Source organism: Hyphomicrobium sp., assembly GCF_036262015.1.
In the GTDB taxonomy this organism is placed as follows: Bacteria; Pseudomonadota; Alphaproteobacteria; order Rhizobiales; family Hyphomicrobiaceae; genus Hyphomicrobium_C.
The window spans coordinates 166,571-191,619 of the sequence record NZ_DATAJR010000005.1 but is presented as its reverse complement, the minus strand read 5'-3'; the positions used below and the strand labels follow the sequence as shown (position 1 = coordinate 191,619).

The window sequence follows — 25,049 nt, the reverse complement described above, 5'->3', positions numbered from 1 at the left end:
CCATGACGAAACTGAAACTCGGCCCGCTGCCCGACGACAAGCCTGTCAAGGTGACGGTGGAACTGCCCGCGCCGCTTCACCGCGATCTGATCGCCTATGCCGAGGTACTGGCCCGCGAGAGCGGCCAGCCCGTTGCCGATCCCGCCAAGCTCATCGTTCCGATGCTTCAACACTTCATCGCCACGGATCGCGGCTTCGCCAAGGCACGGCGAGCCGCCAACTGAGTCCCATCCCGGCAGGGGTGCCGCCAGCGCATAGGCGCAAATGCGGCACGCTACAGGCCGCCGACTGCCCTCCATGGTTCGCCTAATTCCGGGGCCTATAGCGCCCCGGAATCCACCAGAACCAAGGAGGATTCCATGTGCGCAGAGCGCCGCCGTGCCCGCAAAGGGCGACCGCGACAGTCGATCCCCGAACCACTTCCCGACGATCTTTTCGACTATGCCGACGATCCCACGCCGGACGGCCGAACGCGAGCCAGCGACGCGCCGCTTCTCGGCCCGGACGGACAGAGGATGCGCGTTATCGACGATTGGCCGGAGAACATTCCCGTCACCGAGGCTGAGATTGACGTGTTCGAGCGTTGGTTCGGCGATGTGTTCGACGAACTCCTGAACCCGAGAAAGCCGGATGATGGCTTGCATTTCCTATCTCAAACTGATAGGAAAAAGACTTGAGCGGGCATCGTGATCCGGGCCTCGATACGCTTCTGGACCTCGACGGACAGATGCTCTTTGTCGACCCCGAGGGCGGCCATTGGGTGAAGTTCATCGTCACCCGCGTTCCGGCCTCGCCGGAAAAGCCGCATGGCCTCGATTATTCGCTCACGCTTCACGGGCCTTCGGGCGAACGGCTGGTCGGCTTTGACAACGCCCACCCGGTCGGCCGGGGCAGACGCGGCGAGCCGATGGACCATCGGCACCGCCTCCAGACCGTGAAGCCTTACGCCTACGAGGATGCGGCCACGCTGCTGGCCGACTTCTGGCAGGCGGTGGACGCGGTGTTGAAGGAACGAGGTGCCCTATGACCACATTGAAAGTCGGGATTGCCGACTATGAAGAAATGAAGGCCCGCACCATGCGGATCGCGCGCGGCGAGGAAAAACCTGCGCCCAGCGATCCGAAGGTGTGGTTCACCTCGACCGAATCCTTTGCCAAGGTGCTGTCGGCCGGTAACCGCGAACTGCTGCGCATCATCGCCGAGAAAGCCCCGGCCTCACTGGAGGAACTGGCGGAAATCACCGGCCGGGCCGGCTCCAATCTGTCACGCACCCTGAAAACCATGGAGAGCTACGGTCTTGTGCGGCTTGAGCCGGGGCATGGGCGCAAGCTCGCACCCAAGGTAGTGCATGATCGCGTGGAACTGGCGTTGCCCCTTATCGACCGCCCCAAAGTGAAGAAAGCTATGGGAGGCCAAGCATGAACATGCACAGCCCAACCGTTACCGCCCGCGCCGCCCTCTACCTGCGCGTCTCGACCGCCCGGCAGGCCGAGCATGACATTTCTATTCCTGACCAGAAGCGGCAGGGCGAAGCCTATTGCGAGCAACGCGGCTACCAGCTCGTTGAGACTTACGTTGAACCGGGCGCAACCGCCACCAACGACAAGCGCCCCGAGTTCCAGCGCATGATCGAGGCGGGCACGTCCAAGCCTGCGCCTTTCGATATTGTCGTGGTGCATAGCTTCTCTCGTTTCTTCCGCGATCACTTCGAGATGGAGTTCTACGTCAGGAAGCTGGCGAAAAACGGCGTCAAGCTGGTGTCGATCACGCAGGAGATGGGCGACGATCCCATGCACCAGATGATGCGGCAGATCATGGCCCTTTTCGACGAATACCAGTCGAAGGAGAACGCCAAGCACGTCCTGCGCGCCATGAACGAGAACGCCCGGCAAGGCTTCTGGAATGGCGCGCGGCCGCCTATTGGCTATCGCATCGTTGCGGCCGAACAGCGGGGATCGAAGACCAAGAAGAAGCTGGAGATCGACCCGCTGCACGCCGACACCGTGCGGATGATCTATCGCCTGTTCCTTGAGGGCGACGGCACGCGCGGCGCGATGGGTGTCAAGGCCATCGCCACCTATCTCAACGAGCGCCGTTTCTTTACCCGCGACGGCGGCCGGTGGGGGCTGGCGCAAATCCACGCCATCCTGACCCGCACCACCTATATCGGCGAGCACAGGTTCAACACGCGGTCGCACAAGGACCGCCAGAAGAAGCCGGAGAGCGAGGTCGCCATCATGGCGGTGCCGCCCCTAATCGAGCGCGAGACGTTCGACGCGGTGCAAGCCCGCCTCAAGTCCCGCAATCCCATGGTGACGCCTGCACGTGTCTCCAGCGGCCCGACGCTCCTGACCGGCATTTGCTTCTGCGCCAAGTGCGGGGGAGCGATGACCCTTCGCACCGGCCAAGGCAGCACGGGCGCGACATACCGCTACTATACCTGCTCGACCAAGGCCCGGCAGGGCAAGACCGGCTGCAAGGGTCGCACAATCCCCATGGACAAGCTGGACCATACGGTCGCCGATTATATCGGGGACCGCCTGCTCCTGCCCAAGCGGTTGGAAACCGTCCTTGCCAGCGTCATCGACCGCCGACAGGAACGCACCGAACGCCGCCGCGAGCATCTTGCCGAGCTTCAAAGGCGAATCACGGAAGCCGACCAGCGGCTCGGCCGTCTCTTTGACGCCATCGAAGCCGGCATGGTGGACAAGGACGACGCCATGGCAAAGGAACGCATGGTGAGCCTCAAGGCATTGCGGGATCAAGCCGCCGCCGACGCGGAGCGCACGCAGCTCGCGCTCGATAGTTCAGGCAATCAGGGCGTCACCCCCGATATGCTCAAGGGGTTTGCCCGCAAAGCCCGTGAACGGATCAGGCTCAACGATGGCGGCTACCGCCGCGACCATCTACGCGCGCTGGCGCAGCGTGTCGAGGTTGCCGACGACGAGGTTCGCATCATGGGATCGAAGTCGGAACTGCTGCGAACGTTGGTCGCCGCTTCAAGCGTAGAAACGGCGGCGTTCGGCGTTCATAGTTCTGTTCTGAAATGGCGCACCCGGCAGGATTCGAACCTGCGACCTCTGCCTTCGGAGGGCAGCACTCTATCCAGCTGAGCTACGGGTGCATTCCATGACATCACCGGCGGCGTGAGGGCCGGGACGCCTCTGATAGCGCATTCCGGATGCCGGAGCAAACGGCGTCTGGCCGCCCTATTTCGCCCAATCGCTTATGACGCAACGAGGGGCTGACCTCGGGCCGCGGCGCCCCTATATTGCGCGGCCATGAGCACAAATTCTCCCGAGAAAAAGCCGAGACCGCCCGTTGCCTGCTCCGTGCCGGAGGGGGACCCGGTGCCGATTGTCAAAGGCAGCCACGTCTATCTTGTCGACGGGTCGGGCTACATCTTCCGCGCCTTCCACGCGCTGCCTCCGCTGACGCGCCCGTCGGACGGACTGCCGGTCGGTGCCGTGCACGGTTTCTCGGCGATGCTCTGGAAGCTCCTGGTGGAGACCAAGGCGTCCGAAGCGCCGACGCACCTCGCCGTTATCTTCGATGCGTCGGAGAAGACGTTCCGCAACGAGATCTACAAGGACTACAAGGCGCACCGGCCGCCGGCTCCGGAAGAGCTCGTCCCGCAGTTCCCGCTCATCCGCGACGCGGTCAAAGCCTTCAACGTGGCTTGCCTCGAGCAGCTCGGCTACGAGGCGGACGATCTGATCGCGACCTACGCCAAGCATATCGTGGATGCGGGCGGCGATGTGACGATCGTGTCGTCCGACAAGGACCTCATGCAACTCGTGCGGCCGGGCGTCGTCATGTACGACGGCATGAAGAACAAGAAGATCGGCCGTGACGAAGTGTTCGAGAAATTCGGCGTGGCGCCGGAGAAGGTCGTCGACGTGCAGTCGCTCGCAGGCGACTCGACGGACAACGTGCCGGGCGTGCCGGGCATTGGCGTGAAAACGGCGGCGGAGCTGATCACGGAATACGGCGATCTCGATGCGCTGCTGGCGGCGGCCGGCTCAATCAAGCAGCCGAAGCGGCGCGAGAAGCTGATTGAGTTCGCCGAGCAGGCGCGCATCTCGCGCGACCTCGTAAGGCTCAAGGAGGATGTGCCGGTCGAGATCCCGGTCGATCAGCTCGGCGTCCAGGATCCCAAGGCGGACGCGCTGCTCGGATTCCTGCGCAAAATGGAATTCACGACGCTGACGAAGCGCATTTCGGAGAAGCTTGGCGTGGAGCCTCCCGCCGCTTCGGCCGAGCCGGCGGAAAAGACTGCCACACGCGCGAGCAAGCCAGCGACCGGATCTGTTGCTGCTGACGCGCAAAGCGCGGACGTGGACGCCGGCCCGCAGGGAACGGGTACACCGGCGGCTGGCGCGGCTATCCATTCGACGCGCATCGCCAAGGTGCCGTTCGACCGCTCGGCCTATGAGACCGTGATCAGTCTCGACCGCCTCAAGTGGTGGATCGAAGCGGCCCGCGAAGCCCGCCGCTTCGCGTTCGATGTGGAAACGACGGCGCTCGACTGCATGACGTGCGATCTCGTTGGCTTCTCGCTCGCCGTGGCGCCAGGCAAGGCGTGCTACGTGCCCGTGGGGCATCGCCCGGCCGAAGGCGGGTTCGACTTCGGCGACGGCGCGAGCCTTCCGCAGGCGCCGCTGCGCGAGACGCTGGCGCTGATCAAACCGCTGCTCGAAGACGCGTCGGTGCTCAAGATCGGGCACAATATCAAGTTCGATTGCCTCGTGTTGAAGCGCTACGGCATCGCGGTCGCCCCGATCGACGACACGCTCCTCGTCTCCTACGTGCTCGACTGCGGGCGCGGTGCCCATGGCATGGATACGCTCGCCGAGCGCCACCTCGGCCACACCTGCATCTCCTTCGAAAAGGTTTTGGAGCTTGCGCCCGGCAAGAAGGGCGAGAAGAACTTCGCGCAGGTGCCGATCGAGAAGGCCGCCGAATACGCCGCCGAGGACGCGGACGTCACCCTGCGGCTGTGGCACAAGCTCAAGCCGCGGCTCGTGGCCGAACACCTGACGACAGTCTACGAAACACTTGAGCGCCCGCTGGTGCCCGTGATCGTGGGCATGGAGCACGCGGGCATCCTCGTCGACAAGGGCGTGCTGTCGAGGCTCTCGTCCTCGTTCGCGCAGTCGCTGACACGTCTCGAAGAGGAGATCAACGGACTCGTCGGCCACAAGTTCAATCTCGGCTCGCCGAAGCAGCTCGGCGAATTGCTGTTCGACCGGCTGCAGCTTCCCGGCGGCAAGCGCACGAAGAGCGGCCAGTGGGAGACCCGCGCGGGCCTCCTCGACGATCTCGCCGCAAACGAGGACGTTCCGGAGAGCGCACGCGGGCTGATCAACAAGATGCTCGAATGGCGGCAGCTTTCAAAGCTGGTCTCCACCTATACGGACTCGCTGCCGACCTACATTCATGGACAGACCGGCCGCATCCACACGAGCTACGCGCTCGCCTCCACGACGACGGGGCGGCTCGCGTCCTACGATCCCAACCTGCAGAACATCCCGATCCGCACCAAGGAAGGGCGCGCGATCCGCACCGCCTTCATCGCGGAGCCGGGCAACACGCTGGTCTCGGCGGACTATTCGCAGATCGAGCTGCGCGTGCTCGCGCACATCGCCGACATACCGCAGCTCAAGCGCGCGTTTGCGGAAGGGCTCGACATTCATGCCATGACGGCGTCGGAGATGTTCGGCGTGCCGGTGAAGGATATGCCCTCGGACGTGCGCCGCCGGGCGAAAGCAATCAACTTCGGAATCATCTACGGCATCTCGGCGTTCGGCCTCGCCAACCAGCTCGGCATCGCGCGCGAGGAAGCGGGCGCTTACATCAAAACCTACTTCGAGCGCTTCCCGGGCATCCGCGACTACATGGAGGCGACGAAGAAGCAGGCGCATGAGCGCGGGTTCGTGGAGACGATCTTCGGGCGCCGCATCCACTATCCCGAGATCAACACGAAGAACCCGGGCGTGCGCGGCAACCTCGAACGCGCGGCGATCAACGCGCCGATCCAGGGCAGCGCGGCGGACATCATCCGGCGCGCCATGATCCGCATGCCGGCCGCACTCGAAGCCGCAAAGCTCCAGACGGCGCGCATGCTGCTGCAGGTGCACGACGAGCTCGTGTTCGAGGTGTCAGAGACGGAAGCCGAGATTCTGATCAAGACGGCGCGCAGCGTCATGGAAGGCGCGGCTGAGCCGGCCGTGCAACTCGCCGTGCCGATCCACGTGGACGCGAAGGCGGCCGCGAACTGGGAAGCGGCGCATTAGAGGGAGCTGTTGGCGGGACCTTCGAGGATCTGCGTCAGGCGGTCCTTGATGACCTGCTGGCGGGTTTCGCTCTCGATCTTCTTCGAGGTGAGATCGGTGACGTAGAACACGTCGACGGCTTTCTCGCCGAAGGTCGTGACGTGCGCTGATGCGATGTCGAGCGAGAGATCCGACAGCGCATTGGTCAGCTCATACAGGAGGCCGGTGCGATCGCGGCCTGTGACCTCGATCACGGTGAACACGTCGGACAACGCGTTGTTGACGTAGACCTCCGGCGGAACGGTGAAGGCCTCGACGCGCGGAGGAGCAAAGCGACGCTTTTCGAGCAGGGCCGCGACCCACGTCTCGCCGCGCAGCAGGCGCTCAATCGTTTCTTCGATCCGCTTCGCGCGGCGCAACTCGTCCTCGTCCTCGGTGAATTCGCGTGCGAGCAGGAAGGTATCGAGCGCGAAGCCGTCGCGCGTTGTCGTGATGTGTGCGCCTAAAATGTTCGCGCTGTTTGCCGCGCAGGCGCCAGCGAACAGTGACAACAGGCGTGGATGGTTCGGCGCAAAGACCGTCAACTCGGTGATGGCGGTAAAAGCGTCTGTCGTGCGCTCGAAGGCATACGTGTTGCCATTGCTTTCGGCACGCCTTAGCAGGCGCGCGTGTTCAACCTGACGCTTCGGCTCAATACGAAGCCAGTAGTCCGGATAGTGGCGGCCGATAAAGCGATCCACCTCGGCTTCGGGCCAATCGCTGAGTGCCTTGCGGAGATCGGCTTGGGCGTCGGCGACGATCTGGTCGCGCGGGACTTGCGTATGACCGCCGGAGAGCAGAGGCTCGGTCTCGTAATAGAGCGTGCGCAGGAGCTGTCCCTTCCAGCCGTTCCACACACCAGGGCCGACGGCGCGGATGTCGGCGACCGACAAGAGCAGCAGCAGCTTCAAGCGTTCCGGGCTCTGCACGATGTCGGCGAAGTCGCGTACGGTCTTCGGATCCGATATGTCGCGGCTCTGGGCGACGTTGCTCATCGTCAGGTGCTGCTCTATCAGCCAGACCACCGTGTCTGTCTCGGCGGGCGTGAGGCCCAGCCGTGGGCACAGCTTCTTCGCGATCTTTGCGCCAACCTCCGAATGATCTTCGATACGACCCTTGCCGATATCGTGCAGGAACGCCGCAACGTAGAGGACGCGGCGGTTCTGGATCGTCTTGATCAGCTCAGTGGACAGCGGCAGCTCTCCTGCGGAGCCACCGCGCTCGATATCAGTCAACTTACCGACCGTGCGGATCAGATGCTCGTCGACGGTGTAGTGATGATACATGTTGAACTGCATCATCGCGACGACCCGGCCGAAATCCGTGATGAAGCGGCCGAGCACGCCCGCCTCGTTCATGCGGCGCAGAGTGGCCTCGGGACTGGTGTGACCCGTCAGCAGCTTCATAAAGATGCGGTTCGCCTCTGGATCCGTGCGCACCTTGTCGTCGATGAGCCGATGCGACCGGCGTAGCTGGCGAATGGCATTCGGATGCAGGAACGTGTTGGTGTTCTCGGCCTGCGCAAAGAAACGGATGAGGTTCGCGGGGTCGCGCTTGAAGACATCCGGGTCCGCAATGTTGAGGCGCCCGTTGTCGATGCGAAAATCGGTCTTCTCGCGGATCTGACGGCGCAGCCGCCAAGAAAGCGGATTGAAGATGCTGGCCGGTGATTTCAGCTGCTGCAGCTCGAGCGCGTTGCAGAGGATCGTCGTGAGATCACCCACGTCCTTCGCGACGAGGAAGTAGTGCTTCATGAAGCGCTCGACCGCGCGCAGACCGTGCTTGTCCCTGTAGTGCAGGCGATCGGCCAAGACCGGCTGGATTTCGAAGCTCAGAAGCTCCTCCGGGCGGCCGGTGTAGAAGTGCAGGAAACAGCGCACGGTCCAGAGGAAGTTCTCGCAGCGCCGGAACGTCGCGACCTCCTCCTGCGTGAAGACGCCCTTTGCGATGCTGTCGGGGCCGACCTCATGGCCCAGCAGATATTTCGACAGCCAGTGCAGCGTGTGCAGATCGCGCAGACCGCCCTTGCCGTCCTTGATGTTGGGCTCGACCTTATAGCGGCTTTCGCCGGCGCGGCGGTGGCGCTCGCTACGCTCGGCCATCTTGGCGTCGATGAAGGCGCGCTCGGAGCCACGGATGACCTCGTTGCGGAAACGCTGCTCCAGCACGGCGTAGAGCTGTGCGTCGCCGTGAATGAGCCACATGTCGAGGAGCGACGTGCGGATGGTCGTATCCGCCATGGCGAGCTTCAAGCACTGCTCGACGGTGCGCGTGGCATGGCCGACTTTGAAGCCGAGATCCCAAAGCAGATAGAGCATGTACTCGGCGACACTCTCGCCCCAGGGCGTCTGCTTGTACGGAAGCAGAAACAGGAGATCGATGTCGGACCCCGGCGCGAGCATCTCGCGGCCGTATCCGCCTGTCGCGACCACAGCCATGCGCTCGGCGTCGGACGGGTTCGTGGCGCGATAGACGTGCGTGACGGTGTAGTCATAGAGGAGGCGGACCAGCTCGTCCTGGAAACGCGCGAGACCCATGGCGCAGCGGCGGCCGTTGCCGTCGGCCTCAAGCTGGAGCCGCGCGGTGCCGCGTGCGGCTTTGACCAGGAGCTTCAAGCGGTCGAGTATTGCGGGCCGCGCATCCGGCGCGCTGCCGTGCACGTTGAACAAAGCCGTCAGCGAATGGCGCAGCTCGCTAGGATCGAAGTACGGCGCGGGCGGGAAAATCGACGTATCCATGAGTCCACCTTAGGACATTGCCGCGCCGGCTGCGAATGGGGTCATTTGACCGGGTTGCCTGCCCGGATCTGCTTCAGACGATAGAGCGCTTCGAGGGCCGCCTTGGGCGAAAGCTCATCTGGGTTAATGTCATCGAGAGCCGCTTCGACCGGGGCCGGACCGCTACGGGCCGTTTCACTTGTTGGCCGGGCGGCGGCGAATAGCGGAAGGTCCTCAAGCGGTCCTGAGCCCTGTCCGCGGCGGCGGTCGGCCTTCTCTAGCAGCGCCAGCACCTCACGGGCGCGGCCGATAACAAGCGACGGCAGGCCGGCAAGCTTTGCGACCTGGATGCCGTAGGAGCGGTCCGCCGCACCCGCCTTGACGCGATGCAGGAAGACGATGTCGTCCTGCCATTCCTTGACGTCCATGGTGACGTTGGCGACGGACTTCAGCCGCCCGGCGAGCGCGGTCAGTTCGTGATAGTGGGTCGCGAAGAGGACGCGCGCCTGGGTCTCCTCGTGCAGGTACTCGACAGCCGCCCAGGCAATGGAGAGGCCGTCGAACGTAGCCGTACCGCGGCCGATCTCGTCCAGAATGACGAGCGAGCGCGGCGTGGCCTGGTTCAGGATCGCCGCCGTTTCGACCATCTCGACCATGAACGTCGAGCGGCCGCGCGCGAGATCGTCGGCGGCGCCGACGCGGCTGAACAGGCGATCGACAACGCCGATATGGGCCGCGCCCGCGGGCACGAACGCGCCCATTTGCGCAAGGATGGCAATCAACGCATTCTGGCGCAGGTATGTGGATTTGCCAGCCATGTTCGGACCGGTGACAAGCCAGACGCGGGCGTCCGGCATGTTGTCGGCGTTGCGCGCTTCGTCGGTCGTGGCGCATCCAAGCGTGCAGTCGTTGGCGACAAAGGGTCCGCCCCGCGCGCGCTTCAGGGCTTGCTCGACGACGGGATGGCGGCCGTCGCGGATCTCGAAGGTCTGGCTCGCGTCGACAACGGGGCGCACGTAACGTTCGTGATGGGCCAGGTGGGCAAGCGCCGCCGTGTGGTCCAGCTCTGCCAGCGCAGCCGCGATTGCCGATAGCGATTGTTCTTCCGCCGCAACTGCTCCGGCAAGCTCGTTGAAAATTTCTTGCTCGATTGCGAGCGCGCGTTCACCCGCGGACGCAATACGCCCTTCGATTTCCGACAGCTCCACAGTCGTGAAGCGCATCGCATTCGACATGGTCTGGCGGTGACGGAACGTGTCGCTCAGCGGCGGCTCGATGAGCGGCTTGGCGTTCGTCTGCGTGACCTCGATGAAATATCCGAGGATGTTGTTGTGGCGAACTTTCAGCGTCTTCACGCCGGAAAGCTCCACGTAGCGCGCCTCAAGCTCCGCCATCACGCGGCGACTATCATCGCGAAGCGCGAGCGATTGGTCGAGACTCTCGCGGAAGCCGCGGCGCACGAAACCGCCGTCGCGGCGGAGATGGGGCGGGTCGTCGACGAGAGCGGCCGAGAGCAGTGCGAGCAGTTCAGCGCCTTTGCCATCGAGACGCTCGAGTAGGCGTGCGATTTCTGCCGGTCGGCCGATCGCGCTCCTTTTGCCGCGCAGAAGCGCGGCGGCGGCCTCGGCAGAGGACAAGCCTTGCGCGATCGCCGCCAGATCGCGCGGGCCGCCGCGTCCGAAGGCGAGGCGCGAAACGGCCCGCGCGAGATCCGGTGCACCTTTCAGCGTCTCACGGACCGCTTCGCGCAGGGTCTCGTCCTCGACGAAGAATGCTACGGCATCGAGACGCGCATCGATGGCTCGTGGATCGGACAACGGCGCCGAGAGACGCGCGGCCAGCTCGCGCGCGCCGGCTCCGGTTACCGTTCGATCGATCGCATCGAGCAGGCTTCCCGATTTTTCGCCCGATGTGGAGCGCACCAACTCGAGACTCGCGCGGCTCGCGGCGTCGATGATGAGCGCCGCATCAGCACCCACGCGCCGCGGGGCTCGCACGACCGGTTTCTTGCCGATTTGCGTCAGGTCCACGTAGCGCAGGAGCGCGCCGATGGCTGCAAGCTCGGCGCGCGTGAACGTTCCGAAGGCGCCGAGGTCCTTGACGCCGAGGCGCGCCTTCAGCTCGCGCTCGCCAGCGAGACTGTCGAACGACGCGGAGGGCACCGGGGTCGCGGCTGCTCCGGCGCGTTCGATCCAGGCCGACAGATCGGCCTCTCCAAAGACGGTGTCCGCGGCAATGACTTCGCCGGGTGCGAGGCGAACCAGTTCCCCCGGCAGATCCTTGCCCCGCACCTCGCCGACCTCGAACTCGCCGGTCGAGATGTCAAGAGATGCGAGAGCGACGACTGTATCGGAAACGAGGAGCGCGCCTTCGGCGCCGCCGGGCACGCGCAACAGAGCCGTCAAATAGTTGCGTGCGCGTGCGTCGAGAAGCGTGTCCTCGGTCAGCGTGCCCGGCGTGACCAGACGGACCACGTCGCGCTTCACGACGGCCTTGGAGCCGCGCTTGCGGGCCTCGGCCGGGTCCTCGAGCTGCTCGCAGACAGCGACGCGATAACCTGCCTTGATCAGGCGCTGCAGATATTCGTCGGCGCGATGGATCGGAACGCCGCACATGGGAATATCCTGGCCCAGGTGCTTGCCGCGCTTGGTCAGCACGATGCCCAGCGCCCGCGAGGCGACGACCGCGTCGTCGAAGAACAGTTCGTAGAAGTCGCCCATCCGGTACCAGAGGATGCTGTCCGGATTGGCGGTCTTGATTTCGAGGAACTGGGCCATGGACGGCGTGGCTTCGCCGATCCCTGCGGGAGGTGTCCCGGTTGGCTGGGGTTCGGCCGACGTCGCGGGCGTGACGGCGGCGTCAGCCTCGTCTGCCTGCTCCGCTTCGTCTTGCCGATGCCGTCGCTGTCCCGCCATGCCGCGCCGTTTCTCCGTGTTTCCCGGCTCACGGATAGCCGGTCACGACGGGTATTGGAAACCCTCGCGGGGCTTCGCGACAAAATTGGCGGGGATCGTGTGGCCCTCGAGAGGGTTAGACTTCAGCCGCGATCCGGCTTTTCAGCTCGTCCGGCGCGCCGAAGTGGCCGAAATAACGGGGATCGATATTCTCCACCGGCAGGATGATCAGGACGTCGGTGGTGCCGAACTGGCGGTCGATGACCGCACCCTCGCCCACGAACGCGCCGAGGCGCAGATATCCTTTGATGAGCGGGGGCAGCGCCTTGAGGGCGGCCTTGGTGTCCACCTTCTCGCGGGGCAGACGATCCATCGGCACGTAGAGGTGCCGATGGGCCCGGCAGCGCCACTCAGGCGGGGCGAGCGCGTGGTGGTGCAGGAAGCTCAGCGCCATGGCGTGGGCTTCGGGGTCGGTGCCTTCGAAGCTCGCGCAGCCGATCATCACATCGACCTTGTGCTCGCGCACATAGGTCCAGAGGCCGTGCCACAGCAGTTCGACAGAGCGCTTCGTGCGGTAGGGCCGCAGCACGCACGAACGGCCGAGCTCCATGAAGCGATAGCGCGGCGACTTGGCGGCGATCAGGGGCGCGATGTCGTATTCGCTCTCGGTGTAGAACCCGAGGCTGCGCTGCGCGACCTCCTGACGAAGGACGCGATACGTGCCGACCACGTGCGGTTTGCGCGTGCGTGTCCAGGCCTCGGACACGGCCCCACCTTCAGGGCTGTGATCCTCAACCAGGAGATGGTCGCAGATCGCATCGTAAGGGTCCTGGTCGAGGCGGCGCATACCCGCGATGACGCTCGGGGTCGCCGACATCTCCTCGTAGAACACCTCGAAGCGCAGCCGCTGGGCGCTCAGCACGTCCTTGCGGCCATTGGCCAATCGGACCCTCAGGCTTCCAATACGCCCGTACACCTTGGCCGGCGGCTTCCTGACGAAGGGCAGGCCAGTTGCGGTGGCACGGGCTTTCTCGTTCAGCGCCTTCAACGCGAGAAGTCCCCGCGGGGCAGCGCTCAGAATTGAGTTGTGTTGCCAACGGCCGGCAATGCGCTTGGTCAAGCCACGCATCTTGGGATGCCGTTCGATGGTCATGAATTCCGTCCAGGGACACGAAACCGACGGGGCGTCGGCGAAGCGCAATCAATCACGAATCGGAGACAATTTTACGACGATTGTCGCCGGGAGCTCAGAGCGAGGGTCAAGCCGGTTCTGGTCGCGGCTCGTCCAGGGACCTGGCCGCTTCCACCGTCATTAGCGGCACGCCGTTGCGGATCGGGAAGGCCAGATTGGCTTTCGGACTGACCAGCTCCTTGGCGGCCTTGTCGTAAGTCAGCGGGCCCTTCGTCACCGGACACACGAGAAGTTCGAGCAGCTTGGGATCCGGCTCATCGCCGCCGACGACCGGAGGTGTTTTCTCAGACATTGTCATCTCACTGCAGCGTCCCGCCGGATCCTCCGCGCGTGGCGCTCTCCATCTGAGCCAACGCGATCAGAATCTCGGCGCGCGCCTTCAAATCTGCGGCTTCGAGCAACGCCTGCTTCTCTTCCGGGCCGTAGGGGCTCATCACGCAGAGTGCGTTGACGAGAAATTCGCTCGGCGCACGCTCGATCAGCGACCAATCAGTCTTGAGATTGTGCTCTTCGAGATAAGTGCGCAAGGTCTCAACGAGCCGGGGGCGATCAATCTGTTCCTCGCCGAGGCCGCGCGTAAAGTCTCCGGCAAACTTGTCGTAGCTGACAGTTGCCGCGCGATATGATTTTCCGGTCTCGGCTTCGCCGACGATTTCGAACCGAGAGATGCCCGTGAGTGCAATGCCGATACGCCCGTCGTCGAGCTCCTGATAGCTCGTGACGCGCCCAGCGCCACCAATGCGGCGCAGCTCAACCGATTTGCCGAGCGGGCTTTCATCGGCCTCCGCGCCGACCGGTTGAACCATGCCAAGCATACGCGATCCACTCATGACATCATCGATCATCTCGAGATAGCGCGGCTCGAAGATGTTCAGCGGCAGCGTCGATCCCGGAAGCAGAATCGCGCCCCGCAACGGAAACAACGGCAAGCGCGAGGGAAGGTCGGCAGGGCGCCGGTATTGGTCGGCAAAGGCCACGTCATGCTCCCAGAGGGTCTAGCTGAACAGGATGGATGATAGCCGGCGGCGGCCTTCGAGCGTGAATTCGTCCTTCGGACCCCAGGCATCGAAGAGCTGAACGAGCTGCTTGCGAGCGGCCTGATCGTTCCAATTCCGATCGAGCCGGACGAGATCCAATAAGTGATCGAGCGCTTGTTCCTTCTTGCCGCGCGCGGCAAGGGCCACGGCCAGATCGAAGCGTGCTTGATGGTCGGCCGGATTGGCGGTGACGCGTTGTTCGAGTTCGCTCGTATCGTCCGCCTTGTCGGCGAGCTTCGCGAGCTCAAGCGCGGCGCGAACACTCTGCACCGGCGCGATTGACTGCTTGTCGGGCGCTACGAGCGAGAGGGTTTGCTCGGCGCGGGCCACATCGCCGCTCTTCAAGTAGCAACGCGCGAGACCCGCGAGCGCGGCGACGTTCTGCTGGTCTTCCTGCAGCACGGCGGCAAACGCTTCGGCAGCGCTCTGCAGATCGCCTGCTTCAAGCGCGGCTTCGGCCGCTTCGATTACGCCAGCGAGATCGGCTTCTGTATCGTCACCCAGAAGTCGGTCGATGAAGGAGCGCACGGCGCTCTCGGGCTGGCCGCCCATGAAGCCGTCGAGCGGACGTCCGTCGCGGAAGGCATAGACCGTCGGCAGCGACTGAATGCGGAGCTGGCCGGCAATCCCAGGATGCTCGTCCGTGTTGATTTTGACGAGCCGCACCTTACCGCCGTAGGTGGACACCACCTTTTCGATGATCGGGGTGAGCTGTTTGCAGGGACCACACCACGGGGCCCAGAAGTCGACGAGCACAAGCGCTTGGCGAGAGGCCTCGATGACGTCCTTGGCGAAGCTGGCAGTTGTGCCGTCCTTGATCAAACCCTGCGCGGCCGGTGAAGCCCCACCGGGCTTCAGTCCTCCCAGATCCATCCCATCACTCCCTGAAATTCTGCTCGCGGCGCGAGCTTCGCAGCAGAGCTCCGCTCTGACAATATGGTAAGTGGGGCCGAGAGATGCGACCCCCAAGACACCACTCCGGCGGCGGACTGAACCGCAATCGGCCGCCGCGCGCAACGGCCTAAACGGCCAAGCGAAGGCGCCAAAAATTGGGCTGTTCACGATCCATGCGGGAAGGCGCTTGCAAAGGCGCTTCGGTTGGGCAATAAGACCGGGCGCGCCGCTTCGGCAGCGCGCTTACCCCAAATGGATGCGGGCGTAGCTCAGGGGTAGAGCATCACGTTGCCAACGTGAGGGTCGTGAGTTCGAATCTCATCGCCCGCTCCAACTCTCTCAAATATCTGGGTCACTCGACGACGGATCCCCTATGCGGCCGTCCGCGCTATGTGGCGGGCGCCTCGGCGGCCGGCTTGTCATCCGAGTTGCCGCTGTCCGGAGCGACGGCCGGGGCAGGCTGCTGCGACGTTTGCGCCGGGCCCGTCATGCGCGACAGCATTTCCTCGCAAAGCTGACGCAGGGCCTTGCCGGTATCGCCAGGATATTTGGCGAAGTATGAGCGATCCGGCGCATGAAACCTGGCCGCTTCCTGTAAAACGACCGATCGCGGCACGACCTGATTGAAACAGCGGTTGTCCGGGTTGCTCACGAGCCAGGCGTGATAGTCCTCCTCGGTGGGCGAACCAACGTCTTTCATGTTGACGAGGACGCCCATGTTCTCGGCGAAGCCCATCTCGGGATTCAGCGCCTTGAAGCGCCGGAACACCTCCAGACCGCAGACCGATACGTAGTCGGCTTTCGTCGGCGAGATATGATAGTCGGCCTCGCGCAGCCAGCATTCGGTCAGAACCGACAGCCCCGGCGGGCAATCGATGAGGATGATGTCGAATACTTTTCGCGCCTCGGCGAGCAGCGCGGCGATCACCGCGCGCAGTCGGCCGTGCAAGCTGCTTTTGGACACCTCGCGCTCGAACAGCGTGAGCTGCATATCGCTCGGGATGAGAAAAACCGTGCGGGCATCGTCGACGTCCGACACGTTGCGGACAACGAAGCGCGGCCAGTCCCCGGCCGCGTTCTGCAGCACACGGGCGACGAGAAAATCGACCATCGTCAGGCCGTTCTGCTGCAGGCGATGCAGGTTGGGGATGGTCATGAGCATGCTGGAGACGGACGCCTGCGCGTCGCTGTCGATCACGAGCACATTCTTGCCGTGATACGCCGAAAGGGTTTCGGCCAGAGCCAGCACAAGGGTCGATTTGCCCACGCCGCCCTTGGTATTCATCACAGCAATCGTATTTCGCATAGCGTTGCGAGGCCTCCCCTGCCCCGATAGTCGCGCGGCGCTGCCTGACGGGCCTTGGCCGATGCGCCTTGACCGATGTGCGTCGGGATTGTGGCAGCCTCGCGAAGCGCTGCCAACTTTCCATGTCACGGCTGCTCAGTGTGGCCGTGACATCAATGCCGTCACACGCTCATTCGGCGTGAAGTGCGGGGCTACCAACCGTAGCTGGTGCGCTCGGCGCGGACCCAGGCCGTTCCGCCGCGCCGGACGAGCACGCGTGCGCGCTCCTGCGCCACAACGGGCGGATAGTCGACCACATAGCGCCCAGCGGGACGCACCGCGACGGCACGCTCACGAACGGCATAGATCGGCGGCTGCACGACCCGGACCCGCCGGCCCGGACGCACCAGGACTTCGCGCGGAACGACCTTCACCTCTGCGGGCACAGGAACCTTGCAGCGCCGCTCGCCGTAAGGACCCCAGGTCGATGCCCAGCGGTAGCCCGCGGGCCGAACAACAATTTCCTGAAACACGGTACGCGTAACTGGCGGCGTCATCTCGTATGAAACGCGACCCGGCGCGACCATGACGCGCTCCGGCCGGACGACCACAACCGGCGGCCGATCCACGACCTCACGATAGCCGGGACGAACGATGACGGGCCGATCGACAGTACGGTAGACGTCCGGCAGGCGGACCTCGTCGTAGCATTCCACTCCGCGGCAGGCGAACGCCGGCGACGCGGCGCCAAGGACAACGACGGCGGCCGTGAGAACCGCAGAGGTACGCAATGACATGAGGACACAGACTCCAGGGCAGGGAGCGCCATCCTACGCCGGAGCGGTGCTCAAGGCGCGCATATCGTCGAGGTGTGGTTAAGCCCAACGCCCTGGAATCACGTATTTTTTAGAGACTTTGAAACGAAAGTGGTAACTTCCGGCCGTGTCCTGCCGATTTCCCGCAGCTGCGGCCTCTGCTAAACAGTTCGTGTTGCCCCCATGCCCTGAGGTTTCGTCATGATCCGAGCCCCCGCCCTTCGAATCCCCCACCCGCTCGCCCTGCTCGCCGTCGCATTCGCGGCGCTGTCGCTTGGCGGTTGCGGGGTGAACAATATCCCCACCTACGAGCAAAGTGCCAAGGCGGCGTGGTCCGAGGTGCTGAGCCAGTACAAGCGGCGTTCGGATCTCATTCCGAACCTCGTTGAGACCGTTAAAGGCTTCGCCGATCAGGAACGCAAAGTTTTGACGGACGTCACGGAGGCGCGCGCGAAGGCCGTCAGCGTGCAGGTTCCGGCGGACATCCTCACCAACCCGGACGCGATGAAGAAATTCCAGGACGCGCAGAACACGCTGGGTGGCGCGTTGCGCCAGCTGCTGGCGGTGGTGGAACGCTACCCCGACATCAAGTCCGGTCAGAACTTCCTCGCCCTGCAGAGCCAGATCGAGGGCACGGAAAACCGCATCGCCATTGCGCGGCGCGACTACATCCAGGCGGTCCGGCAGTACAACACCGAGATCACGACGTTCCCCGGACGCCTGTGGAAGACGGTCCTTTACCCTTCGGCGCAGGAGATGGCGACGTTCGACATTCCGGCCGAGGAGCAAAAGACGCCTAAGGTCGATTTCGGCACGAGCAAGTGAACGTAAGAGCGGCACGCGCTTTGAGGGTGTGGCTCGCGGCGGCGCTTGGTGCGCTCGCCGTCGCCGTGCTCTCGTGCGTGCCGGTGCTCGCTGCGCCGACGTTTCCGCAGCTTACGGGCCAGATCGTCGATGACGCGAACATCATCTCGGCGGAGGATCGCACCGCCATCCTCTCCGAGCTCCAGGCGCTGGAAGCAAAGTCCTCCGACCAGCTCGTCGTCGTGACGGTGCCGTCCCTGCAGGGCTACGAGATCGAGGACTACGGCTATCAGCTCGGCCGCCACTGGGGCATCGGTCAGAAGGACAAGAACAACGGCGTCCTGCTGATCGTCGCGCCAAACGAACGCAAGGTTCGCATCGAAGTCGGACGCGGCCTCGAGCCGATCGTCACCGATCTGATGAGCAAAATCATCATCGAGAATGCGATCCTGCCGGAGTTCCGCAAAGGCAACTTCGGCGCGGGCGTTCGGGCCGGTGTGCGCGATCTCAAGGACACCATGCTCGGAGATGCCGAGGAAGTGAAAGCGCGCGCGCGCGGCCTCGACCAAGGCGACGGGCCGGACTGGCTCGGCTTGCTTCTCATCGCGTTCTGGATCGCGATCTTCCTCTACATCATCTACGTGCAGACCCAGTACGCCACGCAACAGGCGCAGACCGTCGGCCGCGATGGACGCCGCCGGCGCGGGCGCGATGGCGGGATCGTTATCCTGCCTGGCGGCGCTTCGGACAACTGGGGCGGGGGAGGCTGGTCCGGCGGAGGGGGAGGCTGGTCGGGTGGCGGCGGCGACTTCGGCGGCGGTGGCGGTTCGGGAAGCTGGTAGGCACGTCAATGGCGGATCGAGAGATGTTTTCGGAAAGTGACGAGACCCTGATTTCAGAGGCCATCACCCGCGCCGAAAAGGCGACGTCGGGCGAGATTGTCGCCGTCGTTGCATCGGAAAGCAGTACCTACCTCTACGCGCCCTTTCTATGGGCGTCCGCGATCGCGCTGCTGGTTCCTTGGCCGCTCCTTGTCTGGACTTGGTGGCCCTCGGCATGGATCTATTTGGCCCAGCTCGCAGCTTTTGCGCTCGTGCTTGCCGTCACGCTGCCGCGTCCGATCCGCTATTGGCTCGTGCCACGAAGCATCAAACGCGCACGGGCACACCGGCGCGCGATGGAGCAGTTCGTCGCCCAAAACCTGCATACGACATCGAGCCGAACCGGCGTTCTGATCTTCATTTCGATCGCCGAGCATCACGCGGAAATCGTTGCTGACGCAGGGATCGAAGAGCGCGTCCCCAAGGGCACGTGGCAGGACATCGTGAACCGGCTCACTGCTGCTTTCAGTTCGGGCCGGCACACGGATGGATTCGTCGCCGCGATCGAAGAGGTTGGCGGACACCTCGCAGTGCATTTTCCCCCGGGCTCGCTCGACGCCAACGAGCTGCCCAATCACCTCATTGTGCTCGACGAAGGCTGAAACTTAGAGCGTGATGACGACTTTGCCGGTCGCTTCGCGGCGATCGAGCACCCCAATCGCGTCGCGGATCTCCGCGAGCGGGAACGTGCCGTGGATGCGCGGCGCGAGCTTGCCCTCCGCGACCCAGCGCAGGACCTCGATCATGTTGGCGCGATGACGTTCGGGATGACGGCGCACAGCCTCGCCCCAGAACACGCCGACAGCTTCCGCGCCTTTCAGCATGAGCAGATTGAGCGGAATCTTCGGGATGTCGCCCGCCGCGAAGCCGACGACAAGGAAACGGCCTTCCCAAGCCAATGCCCGCACGGCCGGCTCGGCGTACTTGCCCCCGACGCAGTCGTAGACGACGTCGACGCCGCGGCCGCCGGTGAGGCTCTTCAAGGTTTCCTTCAGGTCGGCGGTATCGTAGTCGACGAACTCGTCGGCGCCGGCCGCCATGCAGATGTCGCGCTTGTCGCCGGATGCCGCGGCGATGACACGCGCGCCTAAGAGCTTCGCGATCTCGACGGCCGCTTGTCCCGCACCGCCAGAGGCGCCAAGCACGGCGACCGTTTCGCCCGGCTCGACGTGGCCGCGGTCCTTCAAGCCATGGATCGCCGTGCCGAACGTGACGCTGACGCCGGAGGCCACCTCGTCGGAGACCCCGTCTGGGATCGGGATCAGGCTTGCGGCGGGTACGACGACCTTCTCGCGTGCGCCGCCGTAACCAACGGCGGCTGCGACACGATCGCCGACTTTGAGCCCGGTCACGCCCGCGCCGAAGCTTTCCACCACGCCGGCGACCTCGCCGGAGGGCGAGAAGGGCAGCTCGGGCTTCGTCTGGTATTTGCCGCGCGTAATCAGTGTATCGAAGAAATTCAGCGCGGCGGCGCGGACGCGGACGACCGCCTCGCCGGGACCGGCCACCGGGTCTGCAATCTCCTCGACAACCACGGCCTCAGGGCCATCGAGGCTCTTGCAAAGGGCCGCCTTCATGTGTGACCTCCCGGACATCGAATTCCTGCCGCTCCTCCTAAACGGAGCAGGCCCTCAATGCGAGCCCCTTCATGACCACCCCCGCCTGGCCTCCGAAATCGCGCGGCTACTTCGCTATCGGCGCAGAGCGCTCCTCCAAGGCGCTGAACCTCGGCAACCTCATGCGCTCGGCCCATGCGTTTGGCGCAAGCTTTACCTTCACCATCGGCGCGCAGTACCAGGCGCTCGAAGCCCGCGCGGATACGTCCAAGGGTCACTGGCATCTGCCACACTACAACTGGGTGGCGGCTGGAGACATGATCCTGCCCAAGGGCTGCAAGCTTGTGGGCATCGAGCTTCTGGACGACGCCATTGCGCTGCCGAGCTTCCGTCATCCCTTGCAAGCGGCATACGTCCTGGGGCCGGAGCGCGGTTCGCTATCGGATGACTTGCTCGCGCGCTGCGATTTCACCGTCAAGATCCCGACGAGCTTTTGCGTCAACGTCGCAATGGCTGGTGCCATCGTCATGTACGACCGGATAAAAAGCCTCGCTCCGTTCGCGGATCGGCCGATCTCGGAGGGCGGTCCGACCGAGACCTCCGGACTAGTGCGTGCGGATGGACACCGTAAGGGCCGGACGGACGGGTGACAGATTGGCAGTCAGCGCCGTATAAGAAACAGATTCGCCAGAACAGGGGGCTGACGAACTGCATGCGACCGCTCAAAACGATCCCGCTTCTGATCTCTGCCCTAGCCTCGCTTTACACCTCACCGCTTTCTGCGCAAACGGCCGAGCCCGGCTCCTTGAAGACAGGAACTGCGGGCGATTGGCTCATTCATCAGAACGCAAGTGACGGCCCGAAGACCTGCTTTGCTGCCACGCAGCCGAGGACAAAAGAGCCTGCCGGCGCCAATCGTGCGAAGGTGGTTCTCTATGTGTCGGCTTGGCCGAAGGACGGCGTGAAGTCCGAGTTCTCCGTGAAGCTCGGTTATCGCATCAAGCCCGACAGTCCCGTCACCGCAACGGTCGGATCCGAGGCGTTCAAACTGTTTGCCGAGGAAGATCGGGCCTACGTGGCTGACAACGCGGAAGAGCTGAAGCTGATCGAAGCCATGAAGCAGGGCTCCAAGCTCGTCGTTCAAGCGACATCCACACGCGGCACCGAGACGACGGACACGTATTCGCTCTCAGGTCTCGGCCAAGCGCTTCAGGCGATCGCAACGGCGTGCCCATAAGGCGTCTAGCGTGCTGGCTACTGTGATGGCGTGATAGCGCGCTAGCGCACGCGATCCGGGTTGCGTAGCTGGACGTAGAGCGCACCTTCACCGCCATGAGGGATGGCAGCCGTCGTGTAGCTCACGACGACCGCGCGCAATTCCGGCTCAGCGAGCCACATCGGAACGTTCTTGCGCAGAACCCCGCGCTCCGACATGCCGAAGTCGTCATCGTTGCGCGCGCGTTGCGGCGTGCCTTTGCCGGTGATCACGAGCACCCAGCGAAAACCACGCCCGAAGCACGACATCAAGAATCGTCTCAACGCCGCGTGGGCCTCATGCTGGCGCATGCCGTGCAGGTCTATGCGCGCCTCGATTTCGAACTGGCCTTGACGCAGCTTCCGCGCCGCCTTGCGTTCGAAGGCATTCAGATCCGGCACCGCACGGGATGCCGCTTGCGCGGGAAGCGGCGGCTTGGCGTGGGGCTTCCCTGTCCCGGTCGATCCCTCGGATTTCTTGCCGGATTTCGTCTGGGGTGCGAAAGGCTGCGCCGCTTCCAACTCCGACGCGCTGGCGTGGTGACGGCCCTTTTTGCCCTTCAAGGGTTTGAGGGTGGAGGCCGTGTGCTCCCAAAGTGCTTCGTCTTCGTTGGTCAGGTGCCGTCGGCGCGGGGGACCGGGCTTTTTGGTCATGACGCGCAGCTCATGGTGTCCCTGGCGCACGGGGAAGCAGCACATAGAAGCGGCCCGGGTGCTTGGTGCCGCCAGCCTGCCTGCCCGCCGTATCGCCCGACCCGAAATAGATGTCACCACGCTCGGGGCCGCGGATCGCGGACCCGACATCCTGGGCAATCATGAGGCGCTGGAAGCCCTGGGGCGTGACATCTGGCTTCAGCAAGGGTGCACTGACGTAAACCGGCGTGCCGATGGCATGAAAGCCCGTATCGACGGCAAGGCTGCGCCCCTCGGATAACGGGATTTCCAGCGCCCCGAGCGGCCCGTCGTCTTCGTTCTCGAGCTCGCGGAAGAAAATAAAGGAGCGGTTCTCCTGCATGACCTTGCGGCCGCGCACAGGATCTGCAGCAAGCCATGTCTTGAGTGCGCCGAGGGTCATTTCTTCAGGCGAAAAATAGCCCGCATCGATCAAATGGCGCCCAATCGACGTGTAGGGATGTCCGTTCTTTCCATCGTAGGTGATGCGAAGTGTCCCACCATCCGGCAGCCGGATGCGGCCGGAGCCCTGGATGTGCATGAAGAAGGTATCGACGGGATCGGGCAGCCAGAGCAGCTCAAGATCTTGACCGTCCAGCGCGCCATCCTCGATTTCAGCGCGCGTGGCGTACGGCTCGATCCCATCCGTGGTTCTGCGCGCATGCGTCAAGCCATCGGCAAGCGCTCCGCGCTCTTCCTCCCGCACGAGGTTCACGAGATCCGGCGGGCGACGATAGACCGGGATGCGAAACGGTCCTCCGGCTGCGCGCGCACCGGCGAGTACGGGTTCATAATAGCCCGTCAGCAAACCTTCGGCGCCCGTGTGCACCACGCGATGCGGTGTAAAATTGTCCTGAAAAAAAGCCCTTGCAGCCGCTCCCGTTGCAATCCGATCGGCCAGCTCGGCCCCACGTTGTACGGCGGTTCGGAGCCACGCGTCTGCGACCTGCGTTTTGCTTTCGGAGGCTGTGGCTTGGCCTAGCGCGCGCGCAGACCGTATGAACGCCTTGAACGCGGCGAGATGGTCGTCCGCCTGCCAGCCGGGGAGATCCGCGTATCTAACCTGCTCGAAGGCTACGTCGACCTTTGCCGACTCAGTCGTGCGGGCTCCAAGCGGCATGGCAAAGCGTTCGTCGGTCGGTGTTTCAGTTCGGCGCCTGAGTGCCGACGAGCTTCCAGTTCAGATTCCGTCGCGCATCCTTTGTGGAAATGTCACGCGAGAACGTCCAGATGTCGGTCACATCCTTGATGCGCGAGTCGTCGCCCTCGATGACGTTGCCGGCCTTGTCGCGGGTGGCGCTGATGAGCTGGCTGACGAAGCGCACCGTGATGCTGGCCACGCCCTTCGTGCTGACTTCGGCTTCCAGAATGTCCGCCTTGTTGATGCCGACAAAGCTCTGATCGATGACCTGCCCGCGCTGCTCGCGCTCGGCAATGGCCCGGCTGAAGCTGTCGAGAACATCCGCGCTCAGGAGATCGCGGAGCGTGCGGCGGTTGCCTTCGGCGAAGGCGGTGACGATCATCTCGTAGGCCTGACGGGCGCCGCGCAGGAAGCTATCCGGATCGAACTTCGAATCGAGCTTGAGGATGTCAGTCAGGCGCTCGGCGAGGGCCGTATCGTCACCGGCAAAAGACTTGATACGCGCTTCCACCTCGGCCACCGAAACGGCTGAGTCTGCGGGTTCCGGCTCCCGGTCGCGACGGGGCAGAGCCACAACCTTCTCCGACGGCGAAGCCGCCGTCCTTTGCATCTGCGCCTCGCGACGGCGTTGTTCGATCCGCGCGTCGTCATCGTTCGTCTTTCGCCCAAGGACGCTCCTGAGCTTCACGATTGCGACAACGGCAACGACAAGGGAAAGGAGCGTCAGTAGATTGATTTCGCCATTCATTATCGGCAGCTTCCTGGCAAGGCCCGCGCAAAACGGGGCATCTGCCCTGATGTAAGATCGCTCATGAAGTCCGTCCAGGCGCTCTGCGCCCTCGGCGACAAAGTTGCCGCATCCAGACACGCGCTCATCATGACCCTCAACTTAGGCCACAACGAGGGAGAAGCCAATATTCTAAAGACGTCAGGGCCGACGAGGGGTGCAATTTCAGGACATTGGCCGATTGCGACGGCGTCCGCTCCGTGATAGCCACCTGCCATTCACGACAGCCTGGTCTTCCGATGGTCCCTACGATCCGCTGGACAACCGGCGTCCGGGCCATCAACCGAGAGCATTCCTACGATGACAGACAAGTCCAAGACGAACCCCAAGGACTCCGACGGACAGGATCCGGCAGCTCAGCAGCCGGTTGAGGTTCAGATCATCGGGCAGTTCATCAAGGATCTGTCGTTCGAGAATCCGAGCGTCGGTAAGCTTCTCGAGGGGCCAAGCGACACCCCGAACATCAAGGTTGAGATCAATGTTGGCGCCAAACGGCTCCAGCAGGAGAATATTTACGAAAGCGCCATCGAGTTTAAGGCGGTCGCGACCAGCAGCGACGGCACAATTTACGATCTCGAGATCGTCTACGCGGGTCTCTTTCGCGTCAAGAACATCCCGGAACAGGCGCTCGAGCCGTTTTTGCTGATCAACTGCCCGACGCTGATTTTTCCCTTCCTGCGCCGCCTCGTGGCCGACATTACACGCGAGGGCGGTTTCCCGCCGCTGCTGCTCGACCCGATCGACTTTGCGCAGCTTTTCATGCGCCGCCTGAAGGACCAGGCTGCGGCCTCGAAGCCCAACTAAAG

General features: G+C 63.9%; 23 protein-coding genes, 2 tRNA genes and 1 pseudogene. 13 read left to right on the top strand and 13 right to left on the bottom strand.

Annotated elements, in window-relative coordinates:
• Nucleotides 1-2: 2 nt before the first annotated feature.
• From VHO05_RS05410 to VHO05_RS05390, 5 genes and pseudogenes are all read left to right on the top strand, one after another.
• A complete protein-coding gene (locus VHO05_RS05410) occupies nt 3-224 on the top strand; it encodes a DUF2274 domain-containing protein (protein ID WP_018426308.1) in 222 nt (73 codons plus the stop codon).
• A 135-nt stretch (nt 225-359) separates the two neighbouring features.
• Nucleotides 360-677, top strand: coding sequence for a hypothetical protein (locus VHO05_RS05405; RefSeq protein WP_018426307.1), 318 nt, complete (start codon nt 360-362; stop codon nt 675-677).
• A complete protein-coding gene (locus VHO05_RS05400) occupies nt 674-1,027 on the top strand; it encodes a toxin-antitoxin system TumE family protein (protein WP_018426306.1) in 354 nt (117 codons plus the stop codon). Before VHO05_RS05405 ends, VHO05_RS05400 begins: the two co-directional genes overlap by 4 nt.
• On the top strand, nt 1,024-1,422 hold the full coding sequence (locus VHO05_RS05395; protein WP_018426305.1) for a helix-turn-helix domain-containing protein: 399 nt from the start codon (nt 1,024-1,026) through the stop codon (nt 1,420-1,422). The genes VHO05_RS05400 and VHO05_RS05395 overlap by 4 nt, the downstream gene beginning before the upstream one ends.
• Nucleotides 1,419-2,471 (top strand): annotated as a pseudogene (locus tag VHO05_RS05390) (recombinase family protein); the annotation flags it as partial. The gene VHO05_RS05395 and the pseudogene VHO05_RS05390, both read left to right, overlap by 4 nt.
• A 576-nt stretch (nt 2,472-3,047) precedes the next feature.
• Here VHO05_RS05390 and VHO05_RS05385 read toward each other — a convergent pair.
• Nucleotides 3,048-3,124: transfer RNA gene (locus VHO05_RS05385), tRNA-Arg, on the bottom strand.
• 157 nt (nt 3,125-3,281) lie between these two features.
• Here VHO05_RS05385 and polA point away from each other — a divergent pair.
• Nucleotides 3,282-6,296: a DNA polymerase I gene (gene polA, locus VHO05_RS05380; protein ID WP_329645593.1), complete on the top strand. Its 3,015-nt coding sequence runs from the start codon at nt 3,282-3,284 to the stop codon at nt 6,294-6,296.
• Here polA and VHO05_RS05375 read toward each other — a convergent pair.
• From VHO05_RS05375 to trxA, 6 genes are all read right to left on the bottom strand, one after another.
• The gene (locus VHO05_RS05375) at nt 6,293-9,052 is read right to left on the bottom strand and encodes a [protein-PII] uridylyltransferase (RefSeq protein ID WP_329645592.1); all 2,760 of its coding nucleotides are present in this window, start codon (nt 9,050-9,052) and stop codon (nt 6,293-6,295) included. The genes polA and VHO05_RS05375 overlap by 4 nt on opposite strands.
• Nucleotides 9,053-9,093: 41 nt before the next feature.
• The gene (gene mutS, locus VHO05_RS05370; RefSeq protein ID WP_329645591.1) at nt 9,094-11,946 is read right to left on the bottom strand and encodes a DNA mismatch repair protein MutS; all 2,853 of its coding nucleotides are present in this window, start codon (nt 11,944-11,946) and stop codon (nt 9,094-9,096) included.
• Nucleotides 11,947-12,061: 115 nt separating this feature from the next.
• Nucleotides 12,062-13,078: a GNAT family N-acetyltransferase gene (locus VHO05_RS05365; RefSeq protein ID WP_329645590.1), complete on the bottom strand. Its 1,017-nt coding sequence runs from the start codon at nt 13,076-13,078 to the stop codon at nt 12,062-12,064.
• Between the two features lie 106 nt (nt 13,079-13,184).
• Nucleotides 13,185-13,415, bottom strand: a complete 231-nt coding sequence (locus VHO05_RS05360; RefSeq protein ID WP_414653694.1) for a Trm112 family protein — start codon at nt 13,413-13,415, stop codon at nt 13,185-13,187.
• A gap of 1 nt (nt 13,416) precedes the next feature.
• A complete protein-coding gene (locus VHO05_RS05355; RefSeq protein WP_329645588.1) occupies nt 13,417-14,094 on the bottom strand; it encodes an LON peptidase substrate-binding domain-containing protein in 678 nt (225 codons plus the stop codon).
• Nucleotides 14,095-14,112: 18 nt separating this feature from the next.
• Entirely contained in the window at nt 14,113-15,027 is a 915-nt protein-coding gene (gene trxA, locus VHO05_RS05350) for a thioredoxin (protein ID WP_329645587.1), read from the bottom strand.
• Between the two features lie 279 nt (nt 15,028-15,306).
• Here trxA and VHO05_RS05345 point away from each other — a divergent pair.
• Nucleotides 15,307-15,381 (top strand) — tRNA-Gly (locus VHO05_RS05345).
• Between the two features lie 55 nt (nt 15,382-15,436).
• On the opposite strand, the gene VHO05_RS05340 is transcribed toward VHO05_RS05345, so the two are convergent.
• Together VHO05_RS05340 and VHO05_RS05335 are read right to left on the bottom strand one after the other, a co-directional pair.
• Nucleotides 15,437-16,354: a ParA family protein gene (locus VHO05_RS05340; protein ID WP_329645586.1), complete on the bottom strand. Its 918-nt coding sequence runs from the start codon at nt 16,352-16,354 to the stop codon at nt 15,437-15,439.
• A gap of 191 nt (nt 16,355-16,545) precedes the next feature.
• On the bottom strand, nt 16,546-17,130 hold the full coding sequence (locus VHO05_RS05335; RefSeq protein ID WP_329645585.1) for a hypothetical protein: 585 nt from the start codon (nt 17,128-17,130) through the stop codon (nt 16,546-16,548).
• Between the two features lie 219 nt (nt 17,131-17,349).
• On the opposite strand from VHO05_RS05335, the gene VHO05_RS05330 reads away from it, so the two are divergent.
• Genes VHO05_RS05330 through VHO05_RS05320 form a run of 3 tightly spaced genes read left to right on the top strand, consistent with a single transcriptional unit; the run spans nt 17,350 to nt 19,435 of the window.
• Nucleotides 17,350-17,973, top strand: coding sequence for a LemA family protein (locus tag VHO05_RS05330; protein ID WP_329645584.1), 624 nt, complete (start codon nt 17,350-17,352; stop codon nt 17,971-17,973).
• 26 nt (nt 17,974-17,999) lie between these two features.
• Nucleotides 18,000-18,794, top strand: a complete 795-nt coding sequence (locus VHO05_RS05325) for a TPM domain-containing protein (protein WP_329645603.1) — start codon at nt 18,000-18,002, stop codon at nt 18,792-18,794.
• A gap of 23 nt (nt 18,795-18,817) precedes the next feature.
• The gene (locus tag VHO05_RS05320; RefSeq protein WP_329645583.1) at nt 18,818-19,435 is read left to right on the top strand and encodes a TPM domain-containing protein; all 618 of its coding nucleotides are present in this window, start codon (nt 18,818-18,820) and stop codon (nt 19,433-19,435) included.
• Between the two features lie 3 nt (nt 19,436-19,438).
• Here the strand turns inward: VHO05_RS05320 and VHO05_RS05315 are convergent, their stop codons facing one another.
• Nucleotides 19,439-20,410 (bottom strand): NADPH:quinone oxidoreductase family protein, encoded by a 972-nt coding sequence (locus VHO05_RS05315; RefSeq protein WP_329645582.1) that lies wholly within the window; start codon nt 20,408-20,410, stop codon nt 19,439-19,441.
• Nucleotides 20,411-20,481: 71 nt separating this feature from the next.
• On the opposite strand from VHO05_RS05315, the gene VHO05_RS05310 reads away from it, so the two are divergent.
• Both VHO05_RS05310 and VHO05_RS05305 read left to right on the top strand, forming a co-directional pair.
• Nucleotides 20,482-21,039, top strand: a complete 558-nt coding sequence (locus tag VHO05_RS05310; protein ID WP_329645581.1) for an RNA methyltransferase — start codon at nt 20,482-20,484, stop codon at nt 21,037-21,039.
• Between the two features lie 62 nt (nt 21,040-21,101).
• The gene (locus VHO05_RS05305) at nt 21,102-21,626 is read left to right on the top strand and encodes an invasion associated locus B family protein (protein WP_329645580.1); all 525 of its coding nucleotides are present in this window, start codon (nt 21,102-21,104) and stop codon (nt 21,624-21,626) included.
• A gap of 41 nt (nt 21,627-21,667) precedes the next feature.
• On the opposite strand, the gene VHO05_RS05300 is transcribed toward VHO05_RS05305, so the two are convergent.
• From VHO05_RS05300 to VHO05_RS05290, 3 genes are read right to left on the bottom strand one after another with little or no spacing between them, the layout of a single operon-like run.
• Complete coding sequence (locus VHO05_RS05300) at nt 21,668-22,297, bottom strand: Smr/MutS family protein (protein WP_329645579.1); 630 nt, start codon at nt 22,295-22,297, stop codon at nt 21,668-21,670.
• A gap of 10 nt (nt 22,298-22,307) precedes the next feature.
• Nucleotides 22,308-23,435: a murein transglycosylase A gene (locus VHO05_RS05295; RefSeq protein ID WP_329645578.1), complete on the bottom strand. Its 1,128-nt coding sequence runs from the start codon at nt 23,433-23,435 to the stop codon at nt 22,308-22,310.
• A 25-nt stretch (nt 23,436-23,460) separates the two neighbouring features.
• Nucleotides 23,461-24,204 (bottom strand): Tim44/TimA family putative adaptor protein, encoded by a 744-nt coding sequence (locus VHO05_RS05290; protein WP_329645577.1) that lies wholly within the window; start codon nt 24,202-24,204, stop codon nt 23,461-23,463.
• Between the two features lie 339 nt (nt 24,205-24,543).
• Here VHO05_RS05290 and secB point away from each other — a divergent pair, with 339 nt between their 5' ends.
• On the top strand, nt 24,544-25,047 hold the full coding sequence (gene secB, locus VHO05_RS05285; protein WP_329645576.1) for a protein-export chaperone SecB: 504 nt from the start codon (nt 24,544-24,546) through the stop codon (nt 25,045-25,047).
• The last annotated feature ends 2 nt before the right edge of the window (nt 25,048-25,049 follow it).

Excerpts from the sequence above, each read along its gene's own strand:
- VHO05_RS05410 (WP_018426308.1), top strand. The coding sequence starts at position 3 with ATGACGAAACTGAAACTCGGCCCGCTGCCCGACGACAAGCCTGTCAAG.
- VHO05_RS05405 (WP_018426307.1), top strand. The coding sequence starts at position 360 with ATGTGCGCAGAGCGCCGCCGTGCCCGCAAAGGGCGACCGCGACAGTCG.
- VHO05_RS05395 (WP_018426305.1), top strand. The coding sequence starts at position 1,024 with ATGACCACATTGAAAGTCGGGATTGCCGACTATGAAGAAATGAAGGCC.
- polA (WP_329645593.1), top strand. The coding sequence starts at position 3,282 with ATGAGCACAAATTCTCCCGAGAAAAAGCCGAGACCGCCCGTTGCCTGC.
- VHO05_RS05375 (WP_329645592.1), bottom strand. The coding sequence starts at position 9,052 with ATGGATACGTCGATTTTCCCGCCCGCGCCGTACTTCGATCCTAGCGAG.
- mutS (WP_329645591.1), bottom strand. The coding sequence starts at position 11,946 with ATGGCGGGACAGCGACGGCATCGGCAAGACGAAGCGGAGCAGGCAGAC.
- VHO05_RS05365 (WP_329645590.1), bottom strand. The coding sequence starts at position 13,078 with ATGACCATCGAACGGCATCCCAAGATGCGTGGCTTGACCAAGCGCATT.
- VHO05_RS05360 (WP_414653694.1), bottom strand. The coding sequence starts at position 13,415 with ATGACAATGTCTGAGAAAACACCTCCGGTCGTCGGCGGCGATGAGCCG.
- trxA (WP_329645587.1), bottom strand. The coding sequence starts at position 15,027 with ATGGATCTGGGAGGACTGAAGCCCGGTGGGGCTTCACCGGCCGCGCAG.
- VHO05_RS05340 (WP_329645586.1), bottom strand. The coding sequence starts at position 16,354 with ATGCGAAATACGATTGCTGTGATGAATACCAAGGGCGGCGTGGGCAAA.
- VHO05_RS05335 (WP_329645585.1), bottom strand. The coding sequence starts at position 17,130 with ATGTCATTGCGTACCTCTGCGGTTCTCACGGCCGCCGTCGTTGTCCTT.
- VHO05_RS05330 (WP_329645584.1), top strand. The coding sequence starts at position 17,350 with ATGATCCGAGCCCCCGCCCTTCGAATCCCCCACCCGCTCGCCCTGCTC.
- VHO05_RS05320 (WP_329645583.1), top strand. The coding sequence starts at position 18,818 with ATGTTTTCGGAAAGTGACGAGACCCTGATTTCAGAGGCCATCACCCGC.
- VHO05_RS05315 (WP_329645582.1), bottom strand. The coding sequence starts at position 20,410 with ATGAAGGCGGCCCTTTGCAAGAGCCTCGATGGCCCTGAGGCCGTGGTT.
- VHO05_RS05310 (WP_329645581.1), top strand. The coding sequence starts at position 20,482 with ATGACCACCCCCGCCTGGCCTCCGAAATCGCGCGGCTACTTCGCTATC.
- VHO05_RS05305 (WP_329645580.1), top strand. The coding sequence starts at position 21,102 with ATGCGACCGCTCAAAACGATCCCGCTTCTGATCTCTGCCCTAGCCTCG.
- VHO05_RS05300 (WP_329645579.1), bottom strand. The coding sequence starts at position 22,297 with ATGACCAAAAAGCCCGGTCCCCCGCGCCGACGGCACCTGACCAACGAA.
- VHO05_RS05295 (WP_329645578.1), bottom strand. The coding sequence starts at position 23,435 with ATGCCGCTTGGAGCCCGCACGACTGAGTCGGCAAAGGTCGACGTAGCC.
- VHO05_RS05290 (WP_329645577.1), bottom strand. The coding sequence starts at position 24,204 with ATGAATGGCGAAATCAATCTACTGACGCTCCTTTCCCTTGTCGTTGCC.
- secB (WP_329645576.1), top strand. The coding sequence starts at position 24,544 with ATGACAGACAAGTCCAAGACGAACCCCAAGGACTCCGACGGACAGGAT.